Origin of the sequence: Formosa haliotis (assembly GCF_001685485.1) — a bacterium.
In the GTDB taxonomy this organism is placed as follows: Bacteria; Bacteroidota; Bacteroidia; order Flavobacteriales; family Flavobacteriaceae; genus Formosa; species Formosa haliotis.
Genome location: NZ_BDEL01000001.1, coordinates 210,970 through 228,079 on the forward strand (window position 1 = coordinate 210,970; position 17,110 = coordinate 228,079).

Below are 17,110 nucleotides of genomic sequence, written 5' to 3' on the forward strand. Positions count from 1 at the left end.
ATTAAAACATGTCTTGAAGCTCCGCAAATTCATTAACCACAACAGTCGGGTTATAATCTGCTATATTTTCATTGTAGTTATAGCCGTAACTTACACCTATACTATCCATTTTTGCATTTAGTGCCGCAAGAATATCATTTTTAGAGTCGCCAACCATAATACTATTTTCAATAGAGGTATGGGTTAATTTGGCAAGATGTAAAAGTGGTTCGGCATGTGGTTTTTTTTGTGCTAAAGAATCTTCTCCAACCCAATGTTTGAACAATGATTTAATTTGCAAGGTATTGAGTATGGGTTCTATAAAACCGTAGGGTTTGTTGGTGCAAATTACAAGGTTATAGCCTTTTTTATCCAGATATTTTAAGGTATCCAATACGCCTGGATACATAAAAGTATCTTTACATGTTACTTTTTTGTAGGCCGATAAATAAATGTCGAAAGCTTTTTTTAGAAATTCTTCAGTTAATTTTTGATTGGGCAAAGCATATTCGAGAGAGCGCTTTACCAGCGGTTTAGCGCCATTGCCTATAAAGGGTGTTACTTGCGCTACGGTTAATGGTTGCGTATTAAAATGAGATAACATGGTGTTAACGGCCAAGGTTAAATCGGGGATGCTGTTAATAAGCGTGCCATCAAAATCGAATATAATAAGTTCTTTCTTTTTAAAATTCACAATACTTTATTTTTTGACAAAGATGCAGAAGTTTTAATAAAATAGTAAGGATTTACAGGAATGTTGAATAAAAATTAATATGACTTACTAGTTAAAATCGCGATGAGTCGTGTAAAATTGATGGGAGATATTTTTATTTGCAATAAGGTTGTTTATTACCTTATAATGTCTATAAATTACTTATTTGAATCGGTTAAATTGTTAATTTAACGAAAATATATGTATTGAAAATATTTTATAATTAAGTTTATAGATTATAACCCTATAATAGCTATCTTGAAACTACTTCCTAAATTTTTATTTGTATTTTTTATCTTCTTATTGAAGCCGAGTTTATATGCCCAAAAAGAATCTGCTAATTGGTATTTTGGAGAATCTGCAGCTATAAGTTTTAATAGTGGTACTCCAACTTCCATTTCAGGAAGTAACTTGATTACTCATGAAGGAAGTGCAACCATATCTGATGCAAATGGTAATTTATTATTTTATACCGATGGGGTTACTATATGGGATAAACAAAATAGAGCAATGCCTAATGGCCATGATTTATTTGGTAATAAATCGAGTACTATGTCTGCTTTAATTGTACCTAAACCAGGCACAATAAATAGGTATTATGTTTTTACCATTGATGAACCAGGGAAATCTAAAGAGAATTTTGACGACGGAGAAATTAATGGGGTAAATTACTCTGAAGTAGATATGACCTTAAATGGAGGTTTTGGTGATGTAATTTTAAAAAATAAGCCATTAATTACCTATAATGTTAACGATGAAACGGAGCGATATTTTAAATCTTCAGAAAAAATAACCGCTGTAACCCACGACAATGAAACCTCAATATGGGTTATCACACATTTAGGAAAAACCTTTTATTCTTTTTTAATAGACGAAAATGGCGTAAACGAAACTGCGGTTACTTCTTCAGTGCCAACCGAAGTTTTTCCAAGAGTTAATGCATACAGTATAAATGTTACTGCCATTGGGTATTTAAAACTATCTCCTAACGGGAAAAAATTAGCCATTGCTCATAGCTCTACGGCATTGGGAAGTCCAAGAACAGGAACCAAAAATAATGGTAAGATTTTATTATACGATTTTAATAATATAACGGGACAGGTTACCAACGAAAGATTAATTAAAGTTGATACCTATCCGTATGGATTAGAGTTCTCTCCCAATTCTAAACTACTTTACGCAACGGTTGGGAATTATGATGTAGATGATCATTTTGTCGAAGGTTATTTATATCAATACGACTTATTCAGTACCAATATTCCCGCATCAGAAGTTTTAATTAATAAATCAAATTATTATGCGGGTGCTTTACAGCTAGCCATAGATGGGAAAATTTATAGGGCGGGATATAGAGGAGTCTCAGGAATAAAAACATTATCTTATATCGATAAACCTAATAATATAGGATCGGACAGTGATTATATTCACGCTAGAGTTAATTTAGATTACGGCGTGGTTAAGTTAGGTTTGCCTCCTTTTGTACAATCTATTTTTAAATATAGGTTTGATTACACGTATACGTGTTCGGGTTCTGGTTTCGATGCTACATTTAATATTTTACCAGACCCGAGTGAAGAAGATCCAGATTTTGAAATGAGTTGGGATTTTGGAAACGGACATACTTCAAACACAAATTTTACAAATTATTATGCAAGTCCAGGAGATTATGATGTCACCATGACACTAAATATTAATGGTGAAGACCAAACATTTAAAAAAACAATTACAATTGCAGAATTACCAACATTAGAGAGTTCATACGAACTTGTTGCTTGCGATGCGTTTGATGGAGATGCTACCGACGGATTAACCAATTATAATTTACAAAATGTAAGTGGTGCTAATTCAATATTTACTTCAGATGTGGTACAGGTGTATTATTATGAAACTTGGGCAGAAGCGCATGATGATACAGATAGAATAAATGCTATTAATAATGGTAGTTATGAGAATATTTCAAAAAATCAAATTGTATATGCCAAAGTATATGCTAATAATTCAGACTGTTATCAAATAGTCAGAGTGAAATTAACCACAGAAGATCCTATAACAATAGGAACATACAATCTTGCAGCATGTCCCGATGAAACTCCCGGTATTGGTGTTTTTGATTTATCTGAAATTGAAACTCAGCTTAGAAATAATCCAACTTTTGGAACAGATGTCTTATTTTCATTTCACACTACTCGAACTAATGCTCAATCAGGTTTAGATCCTTTACCTACACTTTATAAAACTCCGGATACAACAATATTTATAAAAGGAGAAAGTAGTAATGCCTGTTTCGATATTGGTGAAGTCCAATTAAAAGTCAATTCATTTCCTGTTTTACAAAATCAAGAGTTTAATGTATGCCCATCAGATTTAGTTGCAGGGTTTACTATAGACACCGGGATTAAAAGTACCACATTCAATTCGAATTCCTACACCTATACATGGGAGCGGATAGGAGGGATCACAAATGTAGGGTTCAATACTAGTGAAACTTATATTGCTCATGCTGCAGGAGATTATAAAGTTACCATTTCAGATGCTCATTGTAACGTTTCAATAGTGGTTAGTGTGAAAGAGTTTGCAAGACCCGATATATTAGATTTAAAGATAGATGATTTAAATTTGGAGGTACAATTATCGAATCCTAGTACCGATTTTGAATATGCGGTAGATTATCCTAACGGATTTCAAACTTCCAATACCTTTTATAATTTACAGCCAGGAGAACACAAACTTTATGTGCGAGATGTTTTTAGATGTAATTTGGTAGAACAAACATTTAATGTTTTCGGATTTCCAAAACTTTTTACACCTAATGGAGATGGATATCACGATTCTTGGAGTGTAGAAGGGTTAGACCGTTCTAGGTATAACAAACCTATTTATGTATATATCTACGATAGATATGGTAAAATTTTGCATGTATTCGATGCTCTAGATTTTAATAGTAGTTGGGATGGCACATTTAAAGGTGAGGTGGTAAAGAGCGACGATTACTGGTATAGTTTTGTGCTTCCAAATGGAAAAGCATATAAAGGTCATTTTACGCTTAAACATTAAAAAAAAATGAAATATTATTAAGAGATTTCCAGCTATTAGATTCTAGGAACATATTGCAGTGAACAGAAAAATAAAGGCTTAAGTAATTTTTTGATAGATTTTACGATCTCGATATAGGTTTTAAGAATCATATTCCATCACATTAAGACATATAAAAAGTGTAGTTTTAAAGAAAATGATATCACTGTAAACTTGTTTGTATTCATAAAAAGAGCTAGAAATACGCTTTATTAATTGCTTTTATGACGAAAATTGGGGTTTAAAAATTAATTTTTTCTAAATCTTTTGATTAGTAAACCGATAATTCGTATTTTTGGTTTACCAAATTGGTTGACCAGTTTAAATTATAAGCAAATGAACATGACTAAAAGTACAATTTCAATTTTATTTCTTTCAATTTTATTTACGGCACAAATGAGTGCTCAAAACGTAAAGAAAATGGTGAAAAACATGCAAGAATTAGATCTTGCTATTAAAAGTGCAAAACCAGGCGACCATCTTGTTATGGCGAATGGGATTTGGGACGATGTAACTATAAAATTTAAAGCCGTTGGAACTAAAGAACAACCTATTGTTCTTGAAGCAGAAACTGCAGGTAAAGTTTTTATAGAAGGACAATCTACTTTAAGATTGGCAGGGGAGTATTTAGTGGTAGACGGTTTACATTTCAGAAATGGATATACTCCTAAATCTACAGTTATCGATTTTAGAACGGATAAAGAAAATATTGCCAATAATTGTAAAGTTACAAATTGTGTAATCGACTCTTTTACACAATTAGACCGTGAAGAAAAAGATCATTGGGTTCAGTTTTTCGGGAAACACAACGAATTAAGTAACTGTTATATTACCGGAAAATCTAATCCAGGACCAACAATTAGAGTGTTTTTAAATGGAAACGAAAACATTAACAATCACCATAGAATTGTAAATAATTATTTTGGAGAAAGACCAAGAGCTGGTGGACCACACGGAGAAACTATCCAAATTGGAGATAGTTATACGTCTATGACTCCTTCTTACACACATGTTGCAAATAACTTATTTGAGAAGTGTAACGGTGAAGTTGAAATTATTTCAAGTAAATCTAACTTTAACGAGTTTGAGCATAACATCTTTTTCGAGAGTGAAGGATCGTTAGTATTACGTCATGGCAACTATGCTAAAATTAACGGTAACGTTTTTATTGGTAATGATACGTCTACAGCAATGGGAGGAATTCGTGTTGTAAATACAGGACACTGGATTACCAATAACTATTTCTACAAAATTAACGGAAACGAGTTTAGAAGTGCTTTAGCAGTAATGAATGGGGTTCCAAAATCACCATTAAATCGTTACAATCAAGTAACAGATGTTGTTGTTGCTTACAATTCATTTATAGATTGCGAAGTACCAATGCAATTTAGTGTAGGATCTAATATAGATAAAAGTGATGTATTACCTGCATCAGAAATTCGTTCTGAACGACCAATTCGTACGGTTGTTGCAAACAATTTAATTTACAATCACGATGCTAGTAAAACAACTCAAATATTTGGTTACGATAAAGTAGATGGTGTAAACTTTAAAAGCAATATTACTAATAATAAAGTAGAAGGTGATGTAGATACAAATGGCGGACTTACACAAAAAGACATCGAGGTAACTAAAATCTCAGATTGGTTCTATGCACCGACTACTAATTTTACAAATGTGTATAACGGGTATGAATTTGAAACGATTAATAAAGACTTTTTAGGAGCAGATAGAACAAAAAGTAAAGCTATTGGAGCTGTAACGTTCCCTTTATCTACTGGTAAAGTTGAAATTAACAAATCTCAATATGGACCAAAATGGTACAAAGTTGAAAAGGCTAAAGCAAAATCTAACACGATAAAAGTCACTTCAGAATCAGATTTTGTTAGTGCTTTAAATAAAGCAAAATCAGGTGATATTGTAGAGTTAAAGTCTGGAACTTATAAGTTGTCTCAAGCGATTAAAATAGATAAAGAAATCACTGTAAAATCTACAGGGAAACGCAAAGCTAAAATAGTATATTCAGGAGCAGCTAACACACCATTATTTCAAATGCTTCCTAAAGGTCATTTAATTTTAGACAATGTAGCTATTGAAGGTACAGAAACTCAAGATGCATTCGCTACTTTAGATAAAAACATGTCTAGCGCTTATAACTTAACGGTTAAAAATAGTGAAATTTCTAACTTTAATAGTGTGCTAACAACATCTAAAGGTTCGTTTGCTGATGATATTATAATTGAAAACACAACTATTAAAGATTGTACTAATGGTATTCAATTAGCATCAGAAGATGATGATAAAGGAGATTACAGTGCAGAATTTGTTACTATTAAAAATTCAGTTTTCGAAAATGTAGATAAAAACGTTTTAAATTACTACAGAGGTGGTTATGATGAATCTTCAATTGGAGGGAATTTAGCTCTAGTAAACAATACCTTTAAAAACAGTGGTTCTAAAGAAGAAAGTAAAATCTTATTACAAACTCGAGGGATTGTAAATATGGATTTTAACGGAAATACCTTTACAAATAACCCAGTATCTTACGTGATTATTCTTTGGGGAGAAAAAGGACAAAAATCTGTAAACAATACCTTGAATAATTCAGGTGAAGTTAAAACAGAACAAAACTTAAAAATGAAATTAATGTACTAATATCGATTAGTTACTTCAACACATTTCAAGCAAAAAGAGCTTACAATTAAAATTGTAAGCTCTTTTTTTTGTTTCATACTTTTAGATGTAACCTCTATTTTAAAAAATAGAACTAAATGCTCAAGGCCCCGCGGAATCCTCTAGCGGCGTAGTAAGATTCGGCTCCATTATGATATATAAAGGTATGGTCGAAACGGAAATCTCCAAATAGTGCACCGCCAAGTGTTCTTATCTTTTCTGGAGTTTCAATCCAACTCGAAGTTTTAGTGTCGACAGGATCTAGACTTTGTAACAGTTTATATTGGGTTTCATTTAATAGGTTAATTCCCATTTCTGTAGCCATATCTAGGGCACTGTTTTTAGGCTTAAATTTTTTTCTTGCATCTAATGCTGCTCGGTCGTAACATAAACTTCTACGGTCTTTCGGACTCTCTTTAGTACAATCGAAAAAAGTATACAAGTCTTCATCTTGGTCGTAATTAACTACATCTGGTTCGCCACCGGTGCGTTCCATTTCGTTAAGGGACCACAATTTATCAGGATTGGCTTCTAACCGAACCAATACTTTAGACCACTCGATATCCTTATGACGATGCCTATTAGCTTCAAATCGTGTTTTTAAAATATTTATAAGGGTCTCTTTTTCTGTGTCTGTTAAAGTTTTGGACATAAGTGTACGTATTAAGATATTGAAAATAAGCAAAAAAATCATCTTAGAAAACAAAGCGTAATGTTTATAAGATTTGTTTTAGCATCAGATTTATTATTCAAATTACTAATTACAGAAAAATGTGTTGTTTCTATTATTTTTCAATTCAAAAATAATCTTCAGTATGAAAGTAAAATACCGTGCTTAATCCTTCAAAAAAAAATCCTTCAACATATTATCATGTGAAGGATTTTTTTTGATTAAGATCGAATTATTTTGAAACCTTATCGACTACAATTTTTTGATCGCGGTTAGCCAATTCCCAAGCGGTATAAAACACCAAACGCGTACGGTTTTCTAGCAAATCGTATTGAATTTTGTCAGGGGTGTCTGTAGGTTTGTGGTAATCGTCATGCGTTCCATTAAAATAGAAAATTACAGGAATATTGTTTTTAGCAAAGTTGTAATGGTCTGAACGGTAATAAAAACGATTCGGATCGTTTTCTGCATTGTATTTATAATCTAACTCAATGTTGCAACATTGTTTGTTTACAGTTTCAGAAATAGTATGTAATTCTGTACTTAGTTTATCGCTTCCAATTAAATAAATATAATTACGGTTGCTACTTTCGCGCTTAGGATCGGTTCTACCGATCATATCGATATTTAAATCGACCATGGTATGTTGTAATGGTTTAATAGGGTTTACATCGGTATAATAACTCGAACCTAATAAGCCTTTTTCCTCGCCTGTTACATGTAAGAAAAGGATAGAGCGTTTGGGACCCTGACCGTTATCTTTAGCCGATTTAAAGGCTTCAGCTATTTCTAATAAAGCGACAGTACCCGAACCATCATCGTCTGCACCATTATAAACTTCGCCGTTTTTAATGCCTTCATGATCTAAATGTGCAGAAATAACTATTATTTCATCTGGCTTTTCTGTTCCTTTAATAAAGGCAGCAACATTTTCAGAATTGAAATTGTCTGCTTGTTTTTCAAATTTTAATTTAAAATCTACCGGAATCGATTTAGGGGTAGATTCCTTATCTATGTTTGGTAAAATGCTTTGCGCCACATTGGTATTTACAATAAAAAAATACATGGACTCGCTTTTCGATTTTAAGGCCATTCTTCCTTTAGCATTTCCAAACCTTTGGGCCGCCATTTGGTAAATTTCTGGTGCATAAAATAAAATGGCTTTGGCCCCTTTTGCGGTAGCAATATCACGTTTTAAGGCAAATTCTTGTCTAAAATTAGACCACTTACTAGCTTCAGATGTTCCAGAAATAACATAAGTACCATCTGGGTTTTTAGGTTCTCCTGCCTTAAATAAAACGACTTTTCCTGAAATATCAATAGATTTATAATCGGAGTAATCGCCCTCTTCTATACCATAACCCGCATAAATAACGTCGTTGGTGTTTATCGCACCAGACTCACTTGGTAAAATAGAAATATAATCGTCTATTAAATTAAATGTAGTACTGTTAATGGTTAATTCTGCTTGCGGTGGGTTAACGGTTTCTAACGGCACGTCCTGAAAGTAATTTCCATCAGACTTGGCAGCAGGTATGCCCAATTCTATATAGTGTTGTTTTAAATATTCTACAGCTTTTTTCTGACCAGGTTCACCGGTTTCACGACCTTCAAATTCATCTGAAGCATAGATCATTAAATCTGTTTTTAACTCGGCTTCAGTTATGCTTTTTGCATAATAATTTACATCGTGTGTTGTATGCGTTATAGGTTTTGTGGCAGTGGTGGTTTTAGAGTTTCCACAGCTTAGAAGTATAGCCGCAACACTAGCAAGTATATAGTTTTTATTCATGGGTTAAGGTTTTATTTTTCTTTTATAACAGACTTTAGATGCATTATAATGCAATACTTTCAAAGTTAATCTTTGGTTTGAATATCGGCATCTAAAGTTGGGCGATTTGGCTGATTAGCTAATTGCCAAGCGGTAGCAAATACTAATTGAGCACGCTTTTGTAACATCTCGAAATTAATTTTATCTACAGTGTCTGTAGCTTTATGGTAGTCTTCGTGAGTACCGTTAAAATAAAAAATTACAGGAATGTTATGTTTTGCAAAATTGTAATGATCTGATCGGTAATAAAATTGGTTCTTATCGTCTTCTGCATTAAAAGTATAATCTAATTCTAAATTGAAAAACGTGTCGTTTACATGTTCCGATGTTAAATGAAGCGATTCGCTTAACCGATCTGAACCAATTAAATATACATAATTAGGGTTGTCTTTATGCTTGTCGTCTACACGGCCAATCATATCAATATTCAAATCTGCTATGGTGTTTTCTAAAGGGAAAACAGGATTTTCTGTATAAAAACGAGATCCGTAAAGCCCGATTTCTTCAGCGGTAACATGCAAAAATAAGATGCTTCGTTTTGGTCCATGGCCATCTAAAACAGCCTGCTTAAAAGCTTGAGCAATTTCTAAAATAGCCACTGTTCCGGAACCATCATCATCGGCGCCATTGTAAATTTCACCATCAATAATACCAACATGATCTAGATGAGCCGAAACAACTAAAACTTCATCAGGTTTTTCTGTTCCTTCAATATAGGCGAGTACATTTTCTGATTCCCCTGTGTTTTCGGGTAAATAGGAGGCAGGAATGTGCTGAAAATATAGGGTATCGTCAACCGCAGCGTTTATGTTTTCATTTATATAATATTGTTTTAAATATTCGGCTGCTTTTTTCTGACCAGGAGTTCCCGTTGCTCGACCTTCAAAATCATCAGAAGCATAAATTTCTAAATGTTGTTTTAGCTCGGTAGTTGTTATGGTTTGTGCATATTGTTTTACCAAGCTACTATCCTGTATCGTTATGGCATCGTCTACTTGGTCAGATTTAGAATTTTCTTTTGCGTTAGAACACGATCCAATCAATAGAAAAGTACTAAGAATATAACAGAATTTTAATGGCATATATTAAGGTTTTATAATTTTTAAAAGAGCGTTTTTAATGTCGCGGAATGATTTTATTTCCGTTATCATCAAATTTAATATCTAAGGTGTCAGCGGCCTTAGTTGTATCTAATTTAGGCGGTGTTTCTTTTTGTTCTACAGCCTCTTGCTTATCAATTTCAGAGTTTGTAAATAGTAATTTATAGAAGGATAAAACTAAAGCTATGCCAGCTAGTAAAACCGAGAGCTGTGCTGTTTTTTTAGGATTTACTTTTTGTTTTGAAATATGTATGCCATAACCACCTAATAGCAAGGCTAAGCCCGAAGGTATGAATGCTAACTTAAACCAAGGCATGGTCGATAATAAAGTAGCCACTATGGCTAAAATTAAAGCGGATATGATGATTAATTTTCTCATATAGATGTAAACCGGAGTAGTTTTATTTAAAACCCGAAAATACAATGTTTTTTAATGGATTACTAACAAAGATATAAAACTAAAAAGGCTCTTTCTGAAATGAAAAAGCCTTTTTAATAGTACTTAATAATAAATATTACTTCCATCCACCACCAAGGGCTTCGTATAAATCGACAACATTTAATAATTTTTGAAGCTTACTTTCTACCACACTAAGTTCTGCATTTAATGCGGCTGCTCTAGCGGTTAAAAGATCTAAATATGTACCGTATCCGTAGTTTAAAAGTTCTTCGGAATTGGCTTCTGCATTTTTAAGTGCCACAACTTCTTGCTCTCTAAATACAATTTTCTTGTTTTCGGCATCAAACTTATATAAAGCGTTAGACACTTCGTTTCCGGCAATTAAAAGGGATTGCTCGAAATTTATCAAGGCTTGTTTTTGTTGGGCTTGAGACACTTCGTATTGTGTTTTAATACTTCGTTTATTGAAAATAGGTTGTGCTAAACCACCAACAATATTGGCGAATATAGAATTTGCACTTATCCAATCTTTTAAATCTAAACTCTGAAATCCGCCAGAAGCTGTTAATGTTAAAGCCGGATAAAATTGACTTTTGGCAACATTCGTTAATTCGAAAGCATTTATTAAAGCATATTCTGCAGCCATAACATCGGGTCTGTTTCTAAGCAGGGCAGAAGGGACTCCTGTTTTTATATCAGAAGTTAATTCTTGGTTATCTAAGATTGTACGTTCTACAGATTGAGCACTTTTACCTAACAATAAATTAAACGTATTTTCTGTTTGATAAATAGCAGTTTCTATATCTATTTTTAAAGCGCTAGCATTCTTGTATTGTGCTATACTTTGGTCTACAGCCACCTGAGTAACCTGTCCAGCTTCCATTAAGGCTTTTATAGTTTCTACACTTTTTTCTCTTACATCTATAGATATGTTGGTAACTTCAAGCTGAGCATCTAAAGCTAATAACTGATAGTATGTTGTTGCAATACTAGAAACCAACATGGTTTTAACCGCTCTATGTGCAGCAACAGATTGTAAGTAATTAGCATCGGAGGCCCGTTTAGCACTTCGAATTTTTCCCCAAATATCGGCTTCCCAAGATAGGTTTGCAGATAATTCAAATTGTTCTATCGACCCATTAAAAAATGAACCGAATTGACTGTTTTTAGAAAGTTCTTGATGCGTAGCGCTTGTATTTAATCCAACACTTGGCAGATACCCCGCTTTACCCTGTTTTGCATAAGCTTCTGCGGTTGCCATTTGTTGAATGGCCATTCTAATATCCATATTATTTTGCAGGCCTTCTTCAATATATTGATTCAAATACGGGTCTGTAAATAAATCTTTCCATGATACATCGGCCATAGATAAACTATCGGTAGATAGATTCTCGGTACGGTATAAATCGGGTGTTTCTTCAAACTCTGGCCGTTCATAATCTTTGGCTACAAAACAACTTTGTAAAGTTATCGCAGCAAAAAGTAAAACTCCAAACTTATTTAGCATATTATGTTTTATAATTGATATCATACTAGTGTTCTTCAATGTTATGTTCTACGATGGCTGGTTTACTAGATACTTTTTCTTGTAACCATTGGAATAATATAAAAAGGATAGGTATGACGAATACACCTAAAAAGGTTCCTATAAGCATTCCTCCAGCAGCACCTGTACCAATAGATTTGTTTCCTTCGGCACCAACTCCTTGTGCTAAAACCAGAGGCATTAATCCTAAAATAAAGGCGAAAGAAGTCATTAAGATTGGACGCAAACGGGCTTTCGCACCATGTATTGCCGCACTCACAATATCTTCTCCATTTTTACGCCGTTGCAGTGCAAATTCTACAATAAGAATGGCATTTTTGGCGAGTAAACCAATAAGCATGATTAAGGCGATTTGGAAATAAATATTGTTTTCTAAACCTAAAAACTTCGTACTTATATAAGCTCCAAATACCCCAAAAGGAATGGAAAGTACCACGGCAAAAGGCAATAAATAACTTTCGTATTGAGCACTTAATAAGAAGTAAACGAATAAAATACTTAAGATAAAAATAAACGTAGTTTGGTTTCCTGCATTAACCTCTTCTCGTGTTAAACCAGAATAGGCTATCGAATAATTACTTGGTAATTTCGCGGCTTCTTCCTCTATAATTCTAATGGCATCACCAGTACTAAATCCGTCGTTAGTAGCACCTGTAATGGTGGTTGAATTGAATAAATTAAATCGGGTTACAGACTGCGGACCGTACACTCGTTTTAAATTAACAAACTGAGTAATAGGAGCCATTTCACCAGAATCGGTTCTTACGTACATGCTATTTAAAGCATTTACATCGGCACGATCTTCTGGTAAAGCTTGAATATAGACTCTAAATTGTTTTCCAAATCGGGAAAAATCTGAAGCATAAATCCCACCAATATACCCTTGTAGAGTAGAGAAGATACTATTAATAGGAACTCCTTTCTCTTTTGCTAAAGGCACATTCACTTCCATTTCGTATTGTGGATATTTTGTATTGAAGGAGGATTGTGCATATTTAATCTCTGGGTGTTTCATTAAAGATGCAGCAAAATCTTGGTTCATTTTGTCTAAGTCGGAAAACTCACCTCCAAATTTATCTAATAGGTTTACTTCAAATCCGGCAGAGTTACCAAAACCACGAATACTAGGAGGGGCAAAGAAAATAATATTTGCTTCTGGCACTGCGGCTGCTATACCAAATAATTTTCCGGTAATAGCATTCGAAGACAGTGCATCATCTTCACGTTTGTCCCAATTTTCTAATTTTATAATTCCGAAACCATAGTTTGTTCCAGAACCACTAATTAAGCTTCGTCCTTTAATAAAGTTAACACCTGCAACACCTTCTAAACCATTAATTCTGGAATATAAGTCTCTAGCAACGGCATCGGTTCTATCTAAAGAAGATCCTGGAGGTAGCTCGATATTAGCAAAAATAATTCCTCTATCTTCATTAGGTACAAATCCTGTAGGCGTTGTTTTTGCAGCCCAAAAGATTCCAGCAACTGCTATGGCTAAAAGTAATACTGGCACCCATTTTTTTCGATATAAAAACTCAAGAGATTTTCCGTACTTAGTAACTGTGGCGTTAAATCCGCGATTAAAAAGTGTGTAAAAACGTTGTAAGGCATTCTTACCTTTTAGGTCTTCATCGTCTTTATGTGTTTTTAATAATAAGGCACATAATGCCGGACTTAAGGTTAATGCGTTTACAGCCGAAATTAAGATGGCGATAATTAAAGTAACACCAAATTGCTCGTAAAATACACCTGTTGGACCTTGAACAAATGTTACCGGAATAAATACTGCGGCCATTACTAAAGTTATCGAGATAATAGCACCAGAAATCTCATTCATAGCCACTAAGGTGGCCGTTTTCGGATTTTTTTCGCCATCGTCCATTTTGGCATGTACGGCTTCTACAACTACGATAGCATCATCTACTACAATACCAATAGCAAGGACAAGAGCAAATAAGGTTAATAGGTTTATAGAATACCCAAAAACATTCAGGAAAAAGAAGGTTCCTATAATAGATACGGGTACTGCAATAGCTGGAATTAATGTGGATCGAAAATCTTGTAAAAAGATGAATACTACCAAAAATACCAGCAAAAAGGCTTCCAATAAAGTATGAACTACTTTTTCTATAGAGGCATTTAAGAATAAACTGGTATCGTAAGGAATAAATACCTTTAAACCGTCTGGTAAATCTTTTTCAACCGTACTTAATGTGGCTTTTATATTTTCAATAATCTCTTGGGCATTAGACCCTTTTGTTTGAAAAATTCCCATAAACACGGCAGGTTTCCCCAAACTCATCGCATTAGAAGAATACGATTGTGCATCTAATTCTATTTCGGCAACATCGTCTAATTTAAGAAACTCGCCATTTCCTAACGCTTTAATTACGATATCTCCGTATTGTTGTTTTTCTTTAAAACGTCCGCTATAAGTTAAAACATAAGAGAATGCTTCACCGTTATTCTCACCTAAGGATCCGGCGGCAGCTTCTAAATTTTGCTCTTTTAAAACGGTCGTGATATCTGATGGAATTAAATTATACGCTGCTAATTTTTCTGGTTTTAACCAAATACGCATCGCATAATCTTGTTGTGAAAACACACTAACATCTCCAACACCACTAATACGTTGCATGGCAGGAATAACGTTAATTTTTAAGTAATTCTGAATGAATGTTGCATCGTACTCATCATTTTCAGAATACATAGAAATAAACATTAATGCACTTGTTTCTTGCTTCTGGGTGGTAACCCCAGTGGCAATTACTTCTGCAGGCAATAATGGATTTGCTCTAGATACACGGTTCTGAACGTTTACCGCAGCAATATCGGAATCCATTTCTTGGTCGAAATATACCGTGATTTCTGCTGTACCATTATTAGATGCGGTAGAGGTAATGTAGGTCATGCCTTCTACACCGTTAATTTGTTCCTCGATAGGAATAATAACACTCTCTAATACAGTTTCTGCATTGGCTCCAGGATAAGATGCACTAACCTTAATGGTTGGTGGTGCAATATCTGGATACTCTTCTACCGGTAAACTCGTTATACTGATGACTCCAAGGAGCACTATGATAATAGAAATTACCGTTGAAAGTACAGGTCTTTCAATAAATGTTTTTAACATACTCTATGAATTTCTAGTTTTTAAATAATACTTCTATAGGTTTAGTAACCTCATCGAAAGGAACTTCTTGAGGGGTAATAACCATGTCGTTTCTTACTTTACCAATTCCGGAAGCAACAATTTTATCGTTAGCATTTAAACCAGATTCTAAAACATATAAACCATCTATAGATGCTTTAACTTTTATAATCGTATTTACCGTTTTATTATCTTCTCCTACTTTATAAAGCATGATGTTTCCTTGTTGTTCGTAAGTCGCTTTTTGAGGGACTACTATGGCATCTTCATAAACCACAGGAATTTGAATGGTACCACTACTACCGTTAGAAATTAAACGATTTGGATTGTTAAAAACGGCTCTAAGACTTACGGTCCCTGTATTTTGATTGATTTGTCCAGAACTGGTTTGAATTTTACCCTTTTCTGAATAGACACTTTTATTAGCCAAGATTAAGTTTACATCTGGGTAATGTGTTAATTTTTCTTCTAAGTTTTTCCCTTCGGTATTTTCTAGAAAGTCTAAGTACTGCGTTTCGTTTAAACTAAAAAAAGCATATACTTTACTAATATCGCTTACAATGGTTAATGGAGTAGGGTCGCTTGGACTAATTAAAGCACCTTCTCTAAAATTAATAGCACCCACATAACCATCTACCGGACTTTTAATTGTGGCATAGCCAATGTTTGCGTTAATAGCACTGTAACTCGCTTCTGCTTGAGCCAAATTTGCTTTGGCTGTTTGTAATTGTACAGGACTAATAATACCTTTTTCTACTAAAGGAATTAATTTTTCTACCTCAACTTGGGCCACATTAACACGAGCTTTTGCAGCTCCAGCATCCTGACTCAAAGATTGAGTTTCTAACTTAAAAAGAACTTGTCCTTTTTTTACAGGTTCTCCTTCGTCTATTAATACCTCTTGAATATAACCGCTCACTTTAGCTCTTACTTGGCTACTCACGATTCCACTAATGGTAGCAGGGAAATTTTGGTAAGCCGTTACTGTTTTGTTTTGTATTACGGTAACCGGAAAAGCAGGAGCTTGTTGTGGGGCTGACTGTTTTTCGGCTTCTTTTCCGCAACTTATTAAAGTTATGGCTATAAGAAATAGCGATAATATCGTGTAATGTCTATTTTTCATTAGTATCCTATTAAATGTTTTGGTTGTTTATTTTTTCTTTTAAAATGGTAATGCTTTTTGTGGCTTCTTCTAAAAACTTGATGTTATCATTATGAAAATCTAGATTAAATGGTTTTTCATCATTTGGATCTTCATCGTTCACTGTTTTTTTGAATTGCTTTACTTCAATGTGGATATCTTTTAAATTTTCCCAATTGGTTATAATCTCATCGATGTCCTGAATTATGGCATCCTGATTAAAAACAAAATATTTTTTTCGGTCGCCAGACTTCGTGAAATATTTAATTTTTTTTAAATCCTGTAAATGGTTTAAATGTGTAGAGATGGTACTTTTACTGGCACCTAGGTTAACCAAAAGATCATCGAAAGTAGAGCCTTTTTTTCCTGTAAGTATAATGAACGACAATATTCGTGCTGCTAAAGGCGCGATTTGAGAAACATGTTCAAAATGAACCCCAAGCTTTTCTACTAACCTTTTTTTTTCTTGAATGAGTGCTTCTGTCATTTTGTATATTAATGATTTTGTATGCAAATATAAAGTTAGTTCGGAAACTACCGAACTAAACGAAGTTAACTAATTGTTAAAAAAATAAAATATTATAACTTAATATAATTTAGAGGAACTCTTTGTTATTCATCTTGTTAATCGGTTTTAATTAGGTAGAAAAACAGATGTTTGGCCTAATTTGACAAGGCCCTAAAAATGAAATAGAGGATAAAATGAGAAGAGGAAGACAGCTAGGTTATAGAATATAGTAGTCGGCTACCAAGATTATAAAAACTTAAAAACCCCAAATTCGAAATTGAATTTGAGGCTTTTCCCAAAAAAACACCATGAAGTGTGTATTGTATA

At 33.7% G+C, this 17,110-nt stretch carries 11 protein-coding genes; 2 read left to right on the forward strand and 9 right to left on the reverse strand.

Features of this window, described 5'->3' with window-relative positions; all coding sequences use genetic code 11:
* Position 1: 1 nt before the first annotated feature.
* On the reverse strand, positions 2 to 673 hold the full coding sequence (locus A9D35_RS00840; RefSeq protein WP_066217834.1) for a phosphoglycolate phosphatase: 672 nt from the start codon (positions 671 to 673) through the stop codon (positions 2 to 4).
* A 276-nt stretch (positions 674 to 949) separates the two neighbouring features.
* On the opposite strand from A9D35_RS00840, the gene A9D35_RS00845 reads away from it, so the two are divergent.
* Entirely contained in the window at positions 950 to 3,745 is a 2,796-nt protein-coding gene (locus A9D35_RS00845) for a T9SS type B sorting domain-containing protein (protein ID WP_141675451.1), read from the forward strand.
* Positions 3,746 to 4,105: 360 nt separating this feature from the next.
* Positions 4,106 to 6,418 (forward strand): chondroitinase-B domain-containing protein, encoded by a 2,313-nt coding sequence (locus A9D35_RS00850; protein ID WP_141675452.1) that lies wholly within the window; start codon positions 4,106 to 4,108, stop codon positions 6,416 to 6,418.
* Positions 6,419 to 6,530: 112 nt separating this feature from the next.
* Here A9D35_RS00850 and A9D35_RS00855 read toward each other — a convergent pair whose 3' ends face one another.
* The 8 genes from A9D35_RS00855 to A9D35_RS00890 all read right to left on the reverse strand — a co-directional run bounded on the left by A9D35_RS00855 (position 6,531) and on the right by A9D35_RS00890 (position 16,762).
* Positions 6,531 to 7,088: a DUF4256 domain-containing protein gene (locus A9D35_RS00855; RefSeq protein WP_066225674.1), complete on the reverse strand. Its 558-nt coding sequence runs from the start codon at positions 7,086 to 7,088 to the stop codon at positions 6,531 to 6,533.
* Positions 7,089 to 7,338: 250 nt separating this feature from the next.
* A complete protein-coding gene (locus tag A9D35_RS00860; RefSeq protein ID WP_066217837.1) occupies positions 7,339 to 8,898 on the reverse strand; it encodes a M28 family peptidase in 1,560 nt (519 codons plus the stop codon).
* Positions 8,899 to 8,963: 65 nt separating this feature from the next.
* Complete coding sequence (locus A9D35_RS00865) at positions 8,964 to 10,019, reverse strand: M28 family metallopeptidase (protein ID WP_066217838.1); 1,056 nt, start codon at positions 10,017 to 10,019, stop codon at positions 8,964 to 8,966.
* 34 nt (positions 10,020 to 10,053) lie between these two features.
* Positions 10,054 to 10,416 (reverse strand): hypothetical protein, encoded by a 363-nt coding sequence (locus tag A9D35_RS00870; RefSeq protein ID WP_066217840.1) that lies wholly within the window; start codon positions 10,414 to 10,416, stop codon positions 10,054 to 10,056.
* A gap of 136 nt (positions 10,417 to 10,552) precedes the next feature.
* Complete coding sequence (locus tag A9D35_RS00875) at positions 10,553 to 11,968, reverse strand: efflux transporter outer membrane subunit (protein WP_066217841.1); 1,416 nt, start codon at positions 11,966 to 11,968, stop codon at positions 10,553 to 10,555.
* 1 nt (position 11,969) lies between these two features.
* Positions 11,970 to 15,116 carry an efflux RND transporter permease subunit gene (locus tag A9D35_RS00880; protein WP_066217842.1) on the reverse strand — a complete coding sequence of 1,049 codons (3,147 nt, stop codon included), beginning with the start codon at positions 15,114 to 15,116 and terminating at the stop codon, positions 11,970 to 11,972.
* A 13-nt stretch (positions 15,117 to 15,129) separates the two neighbouring features.
* On the reverse strand, positions 15,130 to 16,257 hold the full coding sequence (locus A9D35_RS00885; RefSeq protein WP_066217843.1) for an efflux RND transporter periplasmic adaptor subunit: 1,128 nt from the start codon (positions 16,255 to 16,257) through the stop codon (positions 15,130 to 15,132).
* A 10-nt stretch (positions 16,258 to 16,267) separates the two neighbouring features.
* The gene (locus tag A9D35_RS00890) at positions 16,268 to 16,762 is read right to left on the reverse strand and encodes a GbsR/MarR family transcriptional regulator (RefSeq protein ID WP_066217845.1); all 495 of its coding nucleotides are present in this window, start codon (positions 16,760 to 16,762) and stop codon (positions 16,268 to 16,270) included.
* Between the last annotated feature and the right edge of the window lie 348 nt (positions 16,763 to 17,110).